Origin of the sequence: Sporosarcina sp. Marseille-Q4063 (assembly GCF_018309085.1) — a bacterium.
In the GTDB taxonomy this organism is placed as follows: domain Bacteria; phylum Bacillota; class Bacilli; order Bacillales_A; family Planococcaceae; genus Sporosarcina.
This window is the reverse complement of sequence record NZ_CP070502.1, coordinates 1,771,408-1,787,843: the sequence shown is the minus strand read 5'-3', so window position 1 is coordinate 1,787,843 and position 16,436 is coordinate 1,771,408. Positions and strand designations below refer to the sequence as shown.

Genomic DNA, 16,436 nt, shown 5'->3' with positions numbered 1-16,436 from the left:
AAGTTAAAAGGGTTTGATTGACCCTGATTTGTGAAAAGATTATTCGTTTTATCCGGTTTTGAGCGAATAAGCTCAAGTCTGGTGACGATGGCGAAGAGGTCACACCCGTTCCCATACCGAACACGGAAGTTAAGCTCTTCAGCGCCGATGGTAGTTGGGGGCTTCCCCCTGCAAGAGTAGGACGTTGCTAGGCACCTAAAGAGTCATTACCACATGGTAGTGGCTTTTTTTGTTTATCTGTATACATATTTATTTTTTGGAATAAGAAAACCCAATGGCTGTTTAATGTCAATCGTAGTTGAGGGTTCTCGAAAAAACCCCTCACAGAAGTACCGGGGCATTGAAAAGCCATTACCAATTGGGTAGTGGTTTTTCTGTTTTTCATTTTTTGTTTCAGTAAATCGGATTTGGTTTATTTCCAGAAAGGTGTGGTCATGTTGCAAATGGTTTTAATTATTTTTGCTATTAATATTGTTTATGTAACATTTTTTACGGTTCGTATGATATTAACGTTAAAAGGGTATAGGTATATTGCGGCTGGTGTTAGTATGATTGAGGTAGTTGTCTATGTGGTTGGACTTGGTTTGGTACTTGATAATTTGAATGAAGTTCAAAATTTAGTTGCCTACGCAGTTGGTTATGGTTGCGGGGTTATAATTGGTACGAAAATAGAAGAGAAAATGGCTTTAGGCTATATAACCGTAAATGTAATCACGAAAGACGTAGATATGCTACTACCTAAATTACTAAGAGACCAAGGGTATGGTGTAACTGACTGGTCAGCGAATGGTCTGGAAGGCAATCGATCTGCGCTTCAAATACTGACTCCGCGAAAATATGAACTCAAACTTTATACGGCTATTAAGGAATTAGATCCAAAGGCATTTATTATTTCTTATGAACCTAAAGCAATTCATGGCGGTTTTTGGGTGAAATCAATTAGGCGAGGTAATTTGTTTAAATGAGAAAAAAGAAAACGATGTGGTTTGAGGTAGCTGAAAACGAAACAATTGATGAGTGTTTTAAAAGAATGGAAAGAGAAGGCTATCAAGTAGTCGGGAAAAAAGAAGAACCTATTTTTTCAGATATTAATGGAGAAATTGTCCCAATCCGTCAGCTTATCAAGTTTAAAGGAACTTTGATATGAAAAAGACGAACGATAAATTTTGATGTCGCTTAAATGTTCGTTTTCACGTTGACGAATGGCATGTTTATTGATAAAATAAGTAATGTAATTCAGAATCCCCATATAAACTGAAGGATTGGCTTCAGTGTTTCTACCGTGACACCTTAATGTCTGGACTATGCGGGAAAGCGACTTTTTAGGAAATGGTAGCGAAAGGTGTGTGTCCTTAGGAATGAGCACAGTCATCTTAACGCATATTATATATCCTCGAATGATCTGCTTTTCATGTTCAGTGGAAAGTAGTTTATTCGAGGTTTTTTTGATTTAGTGAACTTTTATCTTAAAGGAGCGGAATTATTGTGGCGCCGAAAATTGGAGTTATTATGGGAAGTAAAAGTGATTGGGAAACAATGAGACATGCGTGTGAAGTTTTGGATGAGCTTGATGTTTCTTATGAGAAGAAAGTTGTTTCAGCGCACAGAACGCCTGATTACATGTTTGAATATGCTGATCAAGCCGAAAAACGCGGATTAGCGGTAATCATCGCAGGTGCCGGCGGAGCAGCTCATTTACCGGGTATGGTTGCTTCTAAAACTTTATTGCCGGTAATTGGGGTTCCAATTCAGTCCAGGGCTCTTAATGGCATGGATTCATTGCTTTCAATCGTTCAAATGCCGGGTGGAGTCCCAGTTGCGACGGTTTCCATTGGTAAGGCAGGCGCAACAAATGCTGGTATACTCGCCGCTCAAATGCTTGGGATAACGGATAAAGAGTTAATGAAACGAATAGATGAACGTCGATTAAAAATGAAAGAAATGGCACTAGAAAGCAGTGGTGATTTGGTTTGAAGACAATTTTACCGGGGAAAGTCATCGGGATTATAGGCGGAGGACAGCTTGGTCGCATGATGGGATTAGCCGCAAAAGAGGCCGGATTCAAAATTGCGGTGCTGGATCCAACCGAGGATTCTCCTTGTGGACAAATCGCGGATATTCGAATAGTTGCGCCATATGATGATGAAGCTGCATTAAAAGAGCTTGCACAAGTAAGCGATGTGATTACGTATGAGTTTGAGAATATCGATTATGAAGGCTTGAAAAAATTATGTGACACGGCATATGTTCCGCAAGGTGCTGAACTTGTTCGAATCACACAAAATCGCATGAACGAAAAAGCGGAAATAACTGAATCAGGTGCGCCAGTTGCCAACTATATTACGGCTCAAACTTTTGAAGAACTCGAAAATAAAATTGGTGATGTAGGTTTTCCGTGTATTGTTAAAACTGCCTTCGGTGGCTATGACGGTAAAGGACAAGTTAAATTGGATTCAATGGACGATTTAAGCGAAGCAGAGCCTTTATTTAAAAATTCACCTTGTATAGCAGAAGCATTTGTTCCTTTTGAAAAAGAAATCTCTGTTATTATTCAGCGCAATGCTGCTGGTGAATCTTACTGCTTGCCAATTGCTGAAAATATTCATAAAAACCATATCCTGCACGAATCAATTGTACCGGCGCGGGTAGATGATGAGGTTTTGGTGAAAGCTGAAAAAGCAGCCACTAAAATCGCCAATCATTTAGAGCTTGTGGGTACGCTTGCAGTAGAAATGTTCGTACTTAGTGATGGCGATATCGTCATTAATGAACTAGCGCCACGTCCGCATAATTCGGGACATTATTCGATAGAAGCTTGTAATATTTCACAGTTTCACCAGCATATTCGAGCGATTTGTGGTTGGCCGCTTCGAAAGCCCAAGCTTTGGGAACCGTGCATTATGGTGAATGTACTTGGAGAGCATGTCGAACCTTTAGAACAAGCTGTTCCAAAGTATCCCGATTGGTCAATCCATTTATATGGAAAAGCAGAAGCGAAATTGCAACGTAAAATGGGGCATATTACAATAATGACGGACAGCATTGAATCGACGCTAAATGAAATTGAATCGACAGGAATTTGGTCTGATTAAACAAAGAAATATTTCAATTCACACAGCATTCATTAATTGAAGTAAATGAAACTTCATTCAGGAGGAACTAACATGACAAAAGTAAATGTATATGTAACACTTCGTGAAAGTGTTGTTGATCCACAAGGTATTGCTACAACAGATGCGCTAAAAAATATGGGCTTTGCTGAAGTAGAAAGTGTTCGAATCGGGAAATTAATTGAACTTAAGATTGATGAGACAACAACGGATATAGATGCGCGTGTGAAAGAGATGTGCGACAAGTTACTTATCAATAAAGTTATTGAAGATTACCGTTATGAAATCGAGGAGGCTTGAATCCAATGAAATTTGCTATTCTTGTTTTTCCTGGTTCAAGTTGCGATGTTGACATGCACCACGCGATTAATGAAGTGCTTGTTGAAAAAGCTGAGTACGTTTGGCATACAGAGGCGGAGTTAGAAAACTTTGATGCGGTAATCATTCCGAGCGGATCATCTTATGGGGATTATCTACGACCGGGCGCACTTGCAAAAGGATCACCTGCAGTGGAAAGCTTGCTTTCATTTGTCGAATCTGGGAAACCTGTATTGGGTGTTGGGAATGGTTTTCAAATCTTAACGGAATTACATCTGTTGCCGGGTGCTTTTCTCCAAAATAAAGAATTGCTATTTAAAACAGGCAATGCAAAATTAAGAGTTGAAAATGCGGACTCCATCTTTACTTCTGAATATGAAGAAGCTCAAGAAATTACAATTCCATTTGCGCAAGCATACGGAAATTATTACGTGGATGAAAATACATTAGCTGAGTTAAATGAAAACGGACAAATCGTATTTACATATAAAGATGAAAACGATAATGGCAGTACTGCTAAAATCGCAGGTGTTTTGAATGAACATGGAAACGTGCTAGGAATCTTGCCGTTGCCCGAGCGTGCAATCGAAGAGATTATCGGTGGTACCGATGGATTGCCTCTATTCAAGTCAATTTTGAAAAGGTGGAATGAAAACAATGTCAGCCAATCATGAACCAAGCGCAGAGCAAATTCAAGATGAAAAATTGTATCGTCAAATGGGAATGACTGATGAAGAATTCGACCTTGCAGTAAAAAGCATGGGTCGCCTACCGAACTATACAGAAACAGGTTTATTTTCGGCTCTTTGGTCCGAACACTGTTCATATAAAAGCTCGAAACCGATTCTAAAGAAGTTCCCGACTAGTGGCGAACGAGTTCTTCAGGGGCCAGGTGAAGGTGCGGGGATTGTTGACATTGGCGATAACCAAGCAGCAGTTTTCAAAATGGAATCCCATAACTCACCATCCGCAATTGAACCGTTTATCGGTGCAGCGACGGGTGCTGGCGGGGTTCTTCGCGATGTGTTTTCAATGGGTGCACGCCCTGTAGCGCTCGTGAACTCGCTTCGTCTCGGGGATTTGACAGAGGAACGTGACCGCTTCTTATTTAAAGAGGCAGTTGCAGGTATTGCTAGTTACGGGAACGGAATCGGAATTCCAACGATTGCAGGGGAAGTGCAATTCGATAATTGCTATTCGAAACGTCCACTTGTCAATGCGATGGCAGTTGGGTTACTTAATCATGAAGATATTCAAAAAGGTGTTGCCGCGGGTGTTGGCAATACCGTTATGTATGCTGGCGCTAAAACAGGTCGCGACGGAATACACGGGGCTACGATGTCTTCATCTGAATTAACGGTTGAGGAAGACGGAGAGCTACCAGTAATGCAAGCTGGCGATCCATTTCTTGAAAAACTTGTGATGGACGCATGTCTTGAACTTGTAAAATCAGATGCGTTAATCGGAATACAAGATATGGGTGCAGCTGGACTTTCTTCTGCTTCTGCCGAAATGGCATCAAGTGCTGGATACGGTGTTGAGATGAACTTGGATCTTGTACCACAGCGTGAAGAAGGCATGACAGCATATGAAATGATGCTATCAGAATCTCAAGAACGTATGTTGATTGTCGTGAAAAAAGGCCGTGAACAAGAAGTAACGGACCTATTTGCTAAATATGGTGTTGAAGCAGTTTCAATCGGAAAAGTAACGGATGATAAAATGCTCCGTCTACTCCATAAAGGTGAAGTAGTTGCGGAAGTATCAGCAGATGCACTCGCTGAAGATGCTCCGGTTTATTATAAAGAATCAGCAGAACCAGATTACTTTAAAGAATTCCAAGCGATGGAAATGTCAGAACCGGTTGTTGACGATTTAAGCGAAACCTTAAAAGCGCTTTTACAACGTCCAACGATTGCTTCGAAAGAATGGGTTTATAACCAATTCGATACGCATGTTCGCCGAAACACAGTTGTCGCGCCGGGTTCATCTGCGGGTGTAATCCGTGTGGATGGTACGAACAAAGGGTTGGCGATGACTTCTGATTGCAACTCGCGTTATGTATATCTGGATCCTGAAACAGGCGGAAAAATTGCAGTTGCGGAAGCGGCAAGAAATATTATTTGTTCTGGCGCTGAACCGATTGCGATTACGGATTGCTTGAACTTTGGAAATCCCGATAAGCCTGAAGTGTTCTGGCAGTTTGAGAAATCGGCGGCTGGAATTTCAGATGCGTGTATCAAGTTAAACGCGCCAGTTATTAGCGGTAACGTTTCGATGTCGAATGAAGTGAACGGTGTAGCAATTTATCCGACGCCTACAATCGGTATGGTTGGGTTGGTACATGATTTAGCTCACGTTACGACAACGGAATTTAAAAACGCTGATGATGTAATTTATTTAATTGGTGAAACTGCGCTTGATTTTGGCGGCAGTGAGCTACAACAAATGCAAGAGGGCAAGATTTCTGGACAAGCTCCATCTATTGATTTAGACGTAGAAGCTTCTAGACAACAAGAGCTTTTAAAAGCAATTCAAAATAATCTTGTTGAATCAGCAACTGACTTGTCAGAAGGTGGATTTGCGGTTGCGCTTTGTGAAAAAGCGTTTGGAGATGAAGGACTCGGTGCTGATGTCACTATTTCTGGGTCGGCTGTCACTGCTTTATTCAGCGAATCACAGTCGCGTTTCCTTGTTTCGGTTAAGAAAGAAAATGCTGAAGCGTTTGAAGCAGCAGTAAAAGATGCGGTGCAAGTTGGTGTCGTTACTGATACGGATCGAATTGTTATTAACGGAGAAGATACGGTATTAATTGACGGGACGGTTGAAGAGTTCCGTTCTGCTTGGAGAGGGGCAATACAATGCTTGCTGAACTCAGAGGCTTAAACGAAGAGTGCGGCGTGTTTGGAATTTGGGGTCATGAGGATGCGGCGCAGATCAGTTATTATGGTCTGCACGCATTGCAACACCGCGGTCAAGAAGGCGCTGGTATTGTTACGAAGGATAGTAAAGGGCTTCATGTTCATAAAGGTGAAGGCCTTGTCAATGAAGTGTTTTCTGGTGATGAAATCCATGATTTAACTGGAAACGCTGCAATTGGACAAGTGCGTTATTCGTCAGAGAATGGTCGTGGAATTGAAAATGTTCAGCCGCTTGTGTTTCGTTCAACGACGGGAAGCCTCTCGGTCGCACATAACGGTAACCTCGTAAATGCGGCAGAACTTCGGGAGCATCTTGAGCGACAAGGCAGTATTTTTCAGACGAATTCGGATACTGAAGTGCTTGCGCATTTAATCAAAAGAAGTAATGGTACGCCGAGACAGCGCGACCGTGTGAAAAAAGCATTGTCGATGTTAAAAGGCGCTTTTGCGTTTGTCATTTTGACGGAAGATGGTTTGCTGATTGCGCAGGATCCAAATGGTCTTCGTCCGTTATCCTTGGGAAAAATGGGCGATGCGTGGGTTGTTGCATCGGAAACATGTGCATTTGATATTATCGGTGCAGAAAGCGTTCGGTCGGTCGAACCTGGCGAATTAATCATTATTAATGACCAAGGTCTTCATTCGGAACGGTTTGCACCAGCTGCAGATTCTGCAATGTGCTCGATGGAATATGTATATTTTGCACGACCTGACTCGGATATCGACGGAATTAATATCCACTCGGCTCGGAAGCGTTGCGGCAAGAGGCTTGCGCGTGAAGTGCAGATTGAAGCGGATGTTGTTACTGGAGTGCCGGATTCAAGTATTTCAGCTGCTATCGGTTTTTCAGAGGAAAGTGGAATTCCGTATGAGCTAGGTCTTATTAAAAGCCGTTATGTAGGGAGAACATTCATCCAACCTTCGCAGGAATTACGTGAGCAAGGCGTCAAAATGAAATTATCTCCCGTGCGTCAAGTTGTTAATGGTAAACGAGTCGTCATGGTGGATGATTCAATTGTTCGCGGTACTACGTCTAGGCGGATTGTGAAAATGTTGAAAGAAGCGGGTGCGACAGAAGTGCATGTTGTCATCGCGTCGCCACCGTTAGTCAGTCCATGTTTTTACGGCGTTGATATTAGCACGGATTCTGAATTGATCGCGACAAATCGTTCAGTTGAAGAAGTTCGCGAATTAATTGAAGCGGATTCACTGACATTTTTATCGCCGGAAGGCATGTTGGAATCAATTGGACGACCTGATAAAACGAAAAACTGCGGACAATGTCTCGCGTGCTTTACTGGCGAGTATCCGACGGAGATTTATGCAGATACAGTTATGCCGCACGAAAAAGAAATTAGCAGATAGGGGGCTTTTCCATGTCGAATGCTTATGAAAAAGCAGGAGTCAATATTGAAGCGGGTTATGAATCGGTTGAGCGTATGAAATCCCATGTTGCGCGTACGGGAAGAAAAGGAGTCGCGGGTACGTTTGGCGGCTTCGGTGGAATGTTCGATTTGTCGGCGCTTGATTATAAAGAGCCGGTATTGATCTCCGGTACGGACGGTGTTGGTACTAAATTGAAATTGGCTTTCATGGCTAATAAACATGATACGATCGGCGTCGATTGTGTCGCTATGTGTGTGAATGATATCGTGGCACAAGGCGCAGAACCATTATATTTTCTTGATTATATCGCGCTTGGAAAAGCAGTGCCTGAAAAAGTTGAAGCGATAGTAAAAGGAATCGCTGATGGTTGTGTTCAATCGGGCGCGGCGTTAATCGGCGGAGAAACGGCCGAGATGCCTGGACTGTACGATGTGAATGAGTATGATCTTGCTGGTTTTGCCGTTGGCGCTTGTGAAAAGAGCGATGTCGTTACCGGCGAAAAAGTAGTCGAAGGCGATGTACTAGTTGGGATTGTTTCAAGTGGAATTCATTCCAACGGATTTTCACTCGTTCGTAAAATCGTTTTTGAAGATGAAGGTTATGAAATCGATAGCTTGATCGCGGGGTATGAGGAGCTTGGAACAGTTGGAAATGCGCTTTTAGAGCCAACCAAAATCTATGCGAAGCCTGTATTGGACATGCATAAGCAACTTGATATCCATTCAATGGGGCATATTACGGGTGGGGGATTCTATGAGAATTTACCGCGCATGTTGCCGGATGGACTTGCTGCAGAAGTCGAACTCGGATCATGGGAAGCTTTGCCGGTATTCAATATGCTAAAAGAAAAAGGCGCGCTTTCGGATAAGGATCTGTACAGCGTATTCAATATGGGCGTTGGATTTATAGTTGCATTGCCAGAAGAGGAAGCTGATAAAGCTCTTCAAATTGCAGCTGAACATGGTGAAAAAGCGTTTAAAATCGGTCGTGTTATTGCGGGAGAAGGCGTCGTGTTTAACGGCGAGCATGACGGGAGCCTGGATTAATGGCACGGAAAACAAAAATTGCTGTATTCGCTTCTGGAAGCGGAAGTAATTTTACAGCAATCGAAGAGGCATGCAGAAACGGCGAGTTAAATGCGGAAATTGCTTTAGTCGTAACAAATAAACCCGAGGCGTATGTAGTAGAACGTGCTGAAAAAGCCGGCATTCCAGTTGCTGCGTTTCGTCCGAAAGACTATGCGTCTAGAGAACTTTATGAGGCGGCAATTCTGGAGTCGCTTCATGAAGTAGAGGCGGAATGGCTTGTGCTTGCAGGCTATATGCGGCTTGTCGGGTCTACGCTTCTGGCTGCATATCCATCTCGGATCGTCAATATTCATCCTTCGCTGCTACCGTCTTTTCCTGGAAAAGATGCAATTGGACAAGCAATCGAGCACGGTGTGAAAGTCACTGGCGTTACCGTTCATCTTGTCGATGAAGGAATGGATACGGGCCCGATACTTGCGCAACATGCAGTGGAAGTTGTTGACGGCGATGTCGAAAAGACGGCGGAGGCAATTCACGCTGTTGAACATTTTTTATATAAAGATACTTTGAGTGAATTGTTTAGTCGGTCGTGAAATAGGATGCGTCAAAAGTCATGACTTGCAAGCAAATGGTTGGGGAGTGCAACCAAATAGCTCCAAACTGCAACCAAACTACAGGAGAGTGCAATCAAACACCCCAAAATTGCAAGCAAAAATTGAAATTACTAATTTAATTTAAAACGGAGGGTTTTATTCGTGAAAAAACGTGCACTGCTAAGCGTGTCGGACAAGAGCGGGATTTTGGAATTTGCAAAAGCGCTAGAAAGTCTCGGCTATGAATTATTATCTACGGGCGGAACGATGAAACATTTGGCGGACAACGGTGTCGCAGTAACGGCTGTTGATGAAGTGACGGGATTCCCTGAAATTATGGAAGGCCGCGTGAAGACGCTTAACCCGTTAATTCACGGGGGACTGCTTGCGAAACAAGATGATCCAACTCATCAAGCGCAAATGGAAGAGCACGGGATTCAACCGATTGATATCGTTTGTGTCAACTTGTATCCGTTCAAAGAGACAATTTCAAAACCTGATGTATCGACTGAGGACGCGATTGAAAATATCGATATCGGCGGTCCGGCAATGCTTCGTGCATCTGCGAAAAACCATGCTTATGTCACGGTGATTGTCGATGCGACTGATTACGACCAAGTTCTTGAGGAATTAAAAGCGGATGGGCAAACGACAAACGAAACGCGCAGACGTCTCGCGGCGAAAGTTTTCCGCCATACAGCGGCTTATGATGCATTGATTGCGAGTTTCTTGACGGATCTTGCAGGTGAAGAGTTCCCGGAGCAAGTGACTTATACATACGAATTAAAACAACCACTTCGTTACGGTGAAAACCCGCATCAAAAAGCAGCGTTTTACAGTCGTCCGCTTGGTTCGGATTTCTCAATCGCATATGCGGATCAGTTACATGGTAAAGAATTATCGTACAACAATATTCAAGACGCCAATGCTGCGATTCAAATCGTGAAAGAATTTGAAGGCGCCGCGGCAGTGGCAGTTAAACATATGAATCCTTGCGGTGTTGGGACTGGCGAAACGATTTTCGATGCGTTCAATAAAGCATACGAAGCGGATCCAGTGTCCATTTTCGGCGGCATTATTGCTTTGAATCGTGAAGTGGATGCGGCAACTGCGGAAAAGTTATCAGGTATATTCCTTGAAATTATCATTGCGCCTTCATTCACAGAAGATGCGATTGAGATTTTAACGAAGAAGAAAAACATTCGTTTACTGACAATTTCATTCGATCAAAACAAACAAGACAACTGGAATACAGTTTCTGTTGAAGGCGGTCTTTTAATGCAAGAGCCTGACTCGTATGGATTTGCGGATGCTGAAATACGTGTCGCGACAGACCGCGAGCCGACGGAAGCTGAGTGGGAAGCGATGAAACTTGGTTGGGCAGTTGTGAAACATGTGAAATCGAACGCGATTGTTGTTTCGGATGATCATATGACGCTTGGCGTCGGTGCGGGGCAGATGAACCGTGTCGGTGCAGCGAATATTGCACTTACTCAAGCAGGCGAACGTGCAAAAGGTGCTGCACTGGCATCTGACGCATTTTTCCCGATGGATGATACAGTCGAAGCGGCTGCGAAAGCGGGCATTACGGCAATTATCCAGCCGGGCGGTTCTGTGAAAGACGAAGATTCGATTAAGAAAGCGAACGAATACGGGATTACGATGGTAATGACCGGCGTTCGTCATTTCAAACACTAAGGAGGATCATACATTGAAGGTACTCATTATCGGGAGCGGCGGTCGTGAGCACGCGATTGCCAGACAGTTCAATGTCTCCCCTTCAGTTAATAAAGTATTTGTTGCACCTGGCAATGATGGCATGAAAGAAGACGCTGAATGTGTAAAAATTAGCGCGACGGATTTCGAAGCACTTGCTTCATTTGCGAAGAAGAATGATATTGCTTTAACATTTGTCGGTCCTGAACAGCCGCTAGCGGAAGGCATCGTGGATTACTTCGCGGAACGCGGATTACAAGCATTCGGTCCGACGAAAGCGGCGGCGCTAATTGAAGGCAGTAAATCATTCGCGAAAGAACTCATGGCGAAATATGATATTCCGACAGCTGGTTACGGAACATTTACAGATGCTGAAGAAGCGAAAGCATTCATCCGCGAAAAAGGCGCGCCGATTGTCATCAAAGCGGACGGACTCGCGGCTGGAAAGGGCGTTATCGTTGCGATGACGCTTGAAGAAGCGTTGGACGCGGTGGATGATATGATTGGCAATCAAAAATTCGGTGAATCTTCATCTCGTGTTGTCGTCGAGGAGTTCTTGGACGGCGAAGAGTTCTCATATATGTCGTTTGTCCACGACGGACAGATTTACCCAATGGTCATCGCGCAAGATCATAAGCGCGCGTATGATGGAGATAGAGGACCGAATACAGGCGGAATGGGCGCGTATTCACCTGTTCCACAAATTTCACAAGAAGTTGTGGATGAAGCTTATGAAAAAGTGGTCGTTCCGACTGTTGAAGCGATGGCGGCGGAAGGGACTCCGTTTACGGGGATTTTGTATGCGGGTTTAATACTCACTGAAGATGGTCCGAAAGTGATTGAATTTAACGCACGCTTCGGGGATCCGGAAGCACAAGTTGTTCTACCGCGTATGGCATCTGATTTTGGTGAATTTATGGCTGCACTTATGGCTAGTAAACCATTCGACTTAAAGTGGAATGATGAAGCAGTGCTTGGGGTTGTCGTAGCTTCTGATGGCTATCCTGAAGCTGTTGTGAAAGGGAGCGTATTACCGAATTTAGATTCGCTTTCAGGGCAAGGGCTGGATGTTTTTCATGCCGGAACAAAATTGCATGACGGAAACTTTGTCGGTAACGGTGGTCGAGTCATTCTAATTGCGGCGAAAGCAGACTCTTTAAAAGAAGCACAGAAAAATGTTTATGAAGGTTTATCGCAGCTGAAATGGGACGGATTTTTCTACCGTACTGATATTGGTTGGCGCACGTTTGAATAAGTAAATGTCCGTTCTCTCGGAAGTTGAGAGAACGGACATTTTTTTATTATAGTGTTCGTACCAGAATATTTGTCGACTTTGTTCCCGTATCGCCGTGTGTTATTCCCGTAACGGACGAGTTTGCTCTCGTATCTCTCTTGTTTATTCCCACATCGTGATTTTGCATAAATTAGTTCTTATGGGAAGGTTTAGAAAATACAGTTGCAGGATTTTCCAGGACAACTATACTTATAAGTAACGCAATAAAGGAAAAGGTGAAGAATAATGGTCCTGAAATTCAATAATGTAGAGAAAAGATTGAGTGATTCACTCGTTTTTCCAGCATTCAACTTGCATATAGTCGGAACTAAAGTGACTGCTATTTATTCTAGCTTGAATGTACGAAATACAATTTTACAAATGTTAACAAAAGAAATTCCTGTAGTAATCGGCGAGATATCTATAGACAACATTGATCTATCAAAAGTAAATCTTTCTGAAATCGGATTTTCATTCCTGAGTGAGGGTTTGTATGAGCGGTTAACTGTTGAAGAACATCTTCGTTTATACAGCGTGCTGTACAGTACAACTGAATCGATTCCTTCAATACTTAGAGAAGTTCATCTTGAGAAGAAGCGAAAGATAAGGGTGAAAAAACTATCTTATTCTGAACAAAAACGAATTTCATTCGCTAAACTTCTCATTCAAAATCCTGAACTGTATATTTTTGAGGAACCAGACCAAAATGTAGACTTTGAGACACAACGCATTTTTATCCTAATCATTGAACGATTGCGAAATGAAGGGAAAAGCGTGCTTATCCTAACGAGTAATCTGGAGAGCGCCATTACGATAGCAAATCGCGTTTTTAAATTAGATGAAAATGGCTTGCAGGAAATTCAAATGGCAAGTGAATCTGAAAAAGAAGAATCCAAAGATAGGCCAAGTGATGAAATACCCCAAGAAGAGATTCAACCCGTACGTTTTGAAAAAATCCCGACAAAAGTGAATGAAAAGATTGTCCTATTCGATCCACCTGAAATTGCTTATATTGAAAGTAATGACGGGCAGACATTTTTACATATTAAGGGGGAAGAATTTCCGACGACGTTTACACTAAATGAGCTCGAAAAACGTCTTCAACATTTCGGCTTTTTCCGTTGTCATCGTTCTTATATTGTGAACCTCCAAAAAGTCCGAGAAGTAATTACATGGACGCGAAATAGTTATAGCCTTATTTTGGATGACGATGAAAAGTCGTCAATTCCTCTTTCAAAATCAAAAATGGGCGAATTAAAAGCAATGTTGGGCCTGAAATAAGCGCCGTTCACCCCTAAAAAGGCTCTTTTCATCGAAAATATGCTGTTATTCCTATAAAAAGCGCTTAATCTGAAGATGCAAGTACAAATCAGAAAAAGCACTTTTCAGGAGGAATGGAAATGGAAAATATCATCGAAGTTGAATCTTTGGAAAAAATATTTGCAAATCAAACCGCACTTGAAGACGTAAATTTCCATGTTAAAAAAGGAGAAATCTTTGGATTTTTAGGTCCGAGCGGTTCTGGAAAAACGACTACTATTAAAATTTTGACGGGACAATTAAACGAGACAAGTGGAAAAGCAACTGTATTTGGAGAACCGGTTTCAGGAATGAAAAAAGGGGAGTCAAGGAAGAAAATCGGCGTACTCACGGATAATAGCGGTTTGTATGGAAGACTATCAATTTACAATAACTTGAAACTATATTGTGAGCTTTATGAAGTACCGCTAAAGCGAATTGACGAAGTATTAGCGATTGTGAATTTGGGAAATGAAAAGAAAAAAGTTGTATCAAAGTTATCGAAAGGAATGCTGCAACGTGTGATTCTTGCACGGACACTTTTACATAAGCCAACGTTGTTATTCCTAGATGAACCGACGTCTGCGCTTGATCCCGTGAATTCACAGCATATTCATAATGGACTGCGTGAATTGAATGCACGCGGAACAACGATTTTTCTTACAACTCATGATATGAATGAAGCAGAACTGCTTTGTGACCGGGTCGCATTTTTAAATAAGGGGAAAATTCGATTGATGGATGAGCCGGGAAAACTTAGAAAACAGTATTCGGATTCAACGGTAACTGTTGAATTGAAAGATGATGAAAAAGTTGTAATAAAGACAACAGCTGAAGGCGCACAGCAAATGTTCGATTATATGTCATCGAATAACGTGGTTGCCATTCATTCAAACGAACCGACATTGGGCGATATTTTTGTTGAAGTGACAGGGAGGAAATTATCATGAACTTTTCAATGAGACGTGTAAATGCGATATTTCAAAAAGACTTCAAGGATATATCAAGAAATTCAGCTGTTTCGATTACAGTGTTGGGCCGCTCATTATGGCTTTTATTTTTGGCAAGATGGGGGCAGATGAAATCGGAACGTATTATATAGCGATTAATTTGACGATGGTCACTGTGGCGGCATTTGTTCAGTGTAGCCTGATTGCTGAAGAGAAAGAGAAAAATACGTTGAGAGGTCTAATGCTTTCCCCTGCTTCGACGTTAGAAATACTTGGTGGGAAAAGCTTATTAAGTTTGGTGGCTACATTGATTATGGTTGTGGTTAGTTTTTTATTAATGGGCTATCAACCAAAGAATACTTTTGTTATAGCTATCGCAATCATTTTGTCTGCTATCTTTTTTATCATCTTAGGGACGCTACTTGGATTACTTTCTAAGTCAGTCATGGAAGCTTCTGTTCTTATTTCACCATTTATGCTGGTATTCGGTTTCGGATCGATGTTCACGGTTTTTGCTGACGAATATCCTATTTTGAAAGTGATGGATTACACACCGAACATTCAGCTTTTAACAATTGCAGAAAAAGTTGAAAGTGGTATTGGTATAGTAGGGGTATCCCAAAACCTTGGGATTATTGCGGTCTGGATAATCGTAATTTCACTTATAACAATTGTCGTTTTCAAAAAACGAATGACAGATTAACCCAATAAAAATAATCCTGAATCTTGGAATTTCAAGACTCAGGATTATTTCAGGTATTTATTCACTAGCATTTTTGAAAGTGTTTATTTTCTTATAAATGATAAATCCAGCCAATCCCAATTGTAATAAAGGAACAATCAGGAGTAATTTCCCGATGGAGGATCCGAAAATATAACAGATTAAAAGTTCAGCAACGGCACCAACGATAAGTGGATATAAATCTTTCTGTACATACCCGATAATTCCCCACGCTGCAGTACCGGTAAATAGTATTAAGAGCACAGGTCCAATGATGTCCCAAAACATTCTCATCCCTCCTTTTATTCAGCTTTACAAATCCAACCGCCAAACATATTCGTTTGATGGAATTTCGCGATACTTCCAAATCCTGCTTCACGTAAGAGTAACTCAATCTCATCTTCTGAAATAAAAGACAGGGATCGGACGCTCTTTTCCATTTCATCGACCTCAACTTCGCTTAAATTTGTCGAGTCAAGCCAATATGCTTTCCACAGCGAGAATAGTGCGTTGAATCCTGAGTCATCCAAATCACCATACATCGTTGCCAAGACGAACGGTGCGTTTGGTTTTAGTCGCTGTCGAATGCTTTTCAACTGCCGCAGTTTTTCATCATTATCTGCAATAAAATGAAGAACGAGTAAGAACGTTGCCGCGTCATAAAGATTTCCATCCGCAACCTCTTCAATCGTGCCTTCTATGAAGTCAACGCGATCTGTCATCTTTAATTGCTCTACTTTAGTTCTCGCCAAATCAAGCATTGGTCGGGCCGGGTCTACGGCTGTGAAGAGCCAATCGGGGTTTGTCGGCCCTAATAAAGCGAGTTCGGTACCCCCTCCTGCTCCAACAATAAGAATGTTCGCGTCCTTTTCTGTATTCGTTCGAAGATAAGCTTGCACAAGTTTAAACATAGAATCATATGACGGAAATGTCCTTCTTATCCCTTTATCATATTCCGTAGCCATTTCCTCGTTAAATTGCATAATATCAAATCCTATCTTATTCAGTTCTACTATATTCGCTATAATTGTATAAAAACCTTCTTTATTAGGGGCTTCACTCACTATTTTTATCACCGCTGCTGTGCTACGATTATAACAAAGAAATAGTAATAAAAGGGG

The 16,436-nt window shown here is 42.1% G+C and carries 17 protein-coding genes, 1 rRNA gene and 1 riboswitch; of the genes, 16 read left to right on the top strand and 2 right to left on the bottom strand.

The window, feature by feature from the left end:
* Positions 1–77 precede the first annotated feature (77 nt).
* The 16 genes from rrf (at position 78) to JSQ81_RS09130 (ending at position 15,297) form a co-directional block, all read left to right on the top strand.
* Positions 78–193 (top strand): 5S ribosomal RNA (gene rrf / locus JSQ81_RS09205).
* Positions 194–443: 250 nt separating this feature from the next.
* Positions 444–965, top strand: a complete 522-nt coding sequence (locus tag JSQ81_RS09200; protein ID WP_371812543.1) for a DUF2179 domain-containing protein — start codon at positions 444–446, stop codon at positions 963–965.
* Positions 962–1,147, top strand: a complete 186-nt coding sequence (locus JSQ81_RS09195; RefSeq protein WP_212607324.1) for an NETI motif-containing protein — start codon at positions 962–964, stop codon at positions 1,145–1,147. The genes JSQ81_RS09200 and JSQ81_RS09195 overlap by 4 nt, the downstream gene beginning before the upstream one ends.
* 78 nt (positions 1,148–1,225) lie before the next feature.
* Positions 1,226–1,325: riboswitch (purine riboswitch) on the top strand.
* 160 nt (positions 1,326–1,485) lie between these two features.
* Positions 1,486–1,974, top strand: coding sequence for a 5-(carboxyamino)imidazole ribonucleotide mutase (purE, locus tag JSQ81_RS09190; RefSeq protein WP_212607323.1), 489 nt, complete (start codon positions 1,486–1,488; stop codon positions 1,972–1,974).
* Positions 1,971–3,092, top strand: a complete 1,122-nt coding sequence (gene purK, locus JSQ81_RS09185) for a 5-(carboxyamino)imidazole ribonucleotide synthase (protein ID WP_212607322.1) — start codon at positions 1,971–1,973, stop codon at positions 3,090–3,092. Before purE ends, purK begins: the two co-directional genes overlap by 4 nt.
* 72 nt (positions 3,093–3,164) lie before the next feature.
* Positions 3,165–3,410 (top strand): phosphoribosylformylglycinamidine synthase subunit PurS, encoded by a 246-nt coding sequence (purS, locus tag JSQ81_RS09180; RefSeq protein ID WP_210471474.1) that lies wholly within the window; start codon positions 3,165–3,167, stop codon positions 3,408–3,410.
* 5 nt (positions 3,411–3,415) lie between these two features.
* Positions 3,416–4,102 (top strand): phosphoribosylformylglycinamidine synthase subunit PurQ, encoded by a 687-nt coding sequence (purQ, locus tag JSQ81_RS09175; RefSeq protein WP_212607321.1) that lies wholly within the window; start codon positions 3,416–3,418, stop codon positions 4,100–4,102.
* Complete coding sequence (purL, locus tag JSQ81_RS09170) at positions 4,086–6,314, top strand: phosphoribosylformylglycinamidine synthase subunit PurL (RefSeq protein ID WP_212607320.1); 2,229 nt, start codon at positions 4,086–4,088, stop codon at positions 6,312–6,314. Before purQ ends, purL begins: the two co-directional genes overlap by 17 nt.
* The gene (gene purF, locus JSQ81_RS09165; RefSeq protein WP_212607319.1) at positions 6,290–7,714 is read left to right on the top strand and encodes an amidophosphoribosyltransferase; all 1,425 of its coding nucleotides are present in this window, start codon (positions 6,290–6,292) and stop codon (positions 7,712–7,714) included. The genes purL and purF overlap by 25 nt, the downstream gene beginning before the upstream one ends.
* A gap of 11 nt (positions 7,715–7,725) precedes the next feature.
* Positions 7,726–8,781 (top strand): phosphoribosylformylglycinamidine cyclo-ligase, encoded by a 1,056-nt coding sequence (purM, locus tag JSQ81_RS09160; RefSeq protein WP_212607318.1) that lies wholly within the window; start codon positions 7,726–7,728, stop codon positions 8,779–8,781.
* A complete protein-coding gene (purN, locus tag JSQ81_RS09155; RefSeq protein ID WP_212607317.1) occupies positions 8,781–9,356 on the top strand; it encodes a phosphoribosylglycinamide formyltransferase in 576 nt (191 codons plus the stop codon). Before purM ends, purN begins: the two co-directional genes overlap by 1 nt.
* A 162-nt stretch (positions 9,357–9,518) precedes the next feature.
* The gene (purH, locus tag JSQ81_RS09150) at positions 9,519–11,054 is read left to right on the top strand and encodes a bifunctional phosphoribosylaminoimidazolecarboxamide formyltransferase/IMP cyclohydrolase (protein ID WP_212607316.1); all 1,536 of its coding nucleotides are present in this window, start codon (positions 9,519–9,521) and stop codon (positions 11,052–11,054) included.
* A 13-nt stretch (positions 11,055–11,067) separates the two neighbouring features.
* Positions 11,068–12,327 (top strand): phosphoribosylamine--glycine ligase, encoded by a 1,260-nt coding sequence (purD, locus tag JSQ81_RS09145; RefSeq protein ID WP_212607315.1) that lies wholly within the window; start codon positions 11,068–11,070, stop codon positions 12,325–12,327.
* A 264-nt stretch (positions 12,328–12,591) separates the two neighbouring features.
* On the top strand, positions 12,592–13,626 hold the full coding sequence (locus tag JSQ81_RS09140; protein ID WP_249336688.1) for a LytTR family transcriptional regulator DNA-binding domain-containing protein: 1,035 nt from the start codon (positions 12,592–12,594) through the stop codon (positions 13,624–13,626).
* Between the two features lie 119 nt (positions 13,627–13,745).
* The gene (locus tag JSQ81_RS09135; RefSeq protein WP_212607314.1) at positions 13,746–14,594 is read left to right on the top strand and encodes an ABC transporter ATP-binding protein; all 849 of its coding nucleotides are present in this window, start codon (positions 13,746–13,748) and stop codon (positions 14,592–14,594) included.
* 97 nt (positions 14,595–14,691) lie between these two features.
* Entirely contained in the window at positions 14,692–15,297 is a 606-nt protein-coding gene (locus JSQ81_RS09130; protein WP_249336687.1) for an ABC transporter permease, read from the top strand.
* A 57-nt stretch (positions 15,298–15,354) separates the two neighbouring features.
* Here the strand turns inward: JSQ81_RS09130 and JSQ81_RS09125 are convergent, their stop codons facing one another.
* Entirely contained in the window at positions 15,355–15,603 is a 249-nt protein-coding gene (locus JSQ81_RS09125) for a hypothetical protein (RefSeq protein WP_212607313.1), read from the bottom strand.
* A gap of 14 nt (positions 15,604–15,617) precedes the next feature.
* Positions 15,618–16,298 (bottom strand): class I SAM-dependent methyltransferase, encoded by a 681-nt coding sequence (locus tag JSQ81_RS09120; protein WP_212607312.1) that lies wholly within the window; start codon positions 16,296–16,298, stop codon positions 15,618–15,620.
* Positions 16,299–16,436 lie beyond the last annotated feature (138 nt).

Excerpts from the sequence above, each read along its gene's own strand:
- JSQ81_RS09200 (WP_371812543.1), top strand. The coding sequence starts at position 444 with ATGGTTTTAATTATTTTTGCTATTAATATTGTTTATGTAACATTTTTT.
- JSQ81_RS09195 (WP_212607324.1), top strand. The coding sequence starts at position 962 with ATGAGAAAAAAGAAAACGATGTGGTTTGAGGTAGCTGAAAACGAAACA.
- purS (WP_210471474.1), top strand. The coding sequence starts at position 3,165 with ATGACAAAAGTAAATGTATATGTAACACTTCGTGAAAGTGTTGTTGAT.
- purQ (WP_212607321.1), top strand. The coding sequence starts at position 3,416 with ATGAAATTTGCTATTCTTGTTTTTCCTGGTTCAAGTTGCGATGTTGAC.
- purL (WP_212607320.1), top strand. The coding sequence starts at position 4,086 with ATGTCAGCCAATCATGAACCAAGCGCAGAGCAAATTCAAGATGAAAAA.
- purF (WP_212607319.1), top strand. The coding sequence starts at position 6,290 with ATGCTTGCTGAACTCAGAGGCTTAAACGAAGAGTGCGGCGTGTTTGGA.
- purM (WP_212607318.1), top strand. The coding sequence starts at position 7,726 with ATGTCGAATGCTTATGAAAAAGCAGGAGTCAATATTGAAGCGGGTTAT.
- purN (WP_212607317.1), top strand. The coding sequence starts at position 8,781 with ATGGCACGGAAAACAAAAATTGCTGTATTCGCTTCTGGAAGCGGAAGT.
- JSQ81_RS09140 (WP_249336688.1), top strand. The coding sequence starts at position 12,592 with ATGGTCCTGAAATTCAATAATGTAGAGAAAAGATTGAGTGATTCACTC.
- JSQ81_RS09135 (WP_212607314.1), top strand. The coding sequence starts at position 13,746 with ATGGAAAATATCATCGAAGTTGAATCTTTGGAAAAAATATTTGCAAAT.
- JSQ81_RS09130 (WP_249336687.1), top strand. The coding sequence starts at position 14,692 with ATGGCTTTTATTTTTGGCAAGATGGGGGCAGATGAAATCGGAACGTAT.
- JSQ81_RS09125 (WP_212607313.1), bottom strand. The coding sequence starts at position 15,603 with ATGTTTTGGGACATCATTGGACCTGTGCTCTTAATACTATTTACCGGT.
- JSQ81_RS09120 (WP_212607312.1), bottom strand. The coding sequence starts at position 16,298 with ATGCAATTTAACGAGGAAATGGCTACGGAATATGATAAAGGGATAAGA.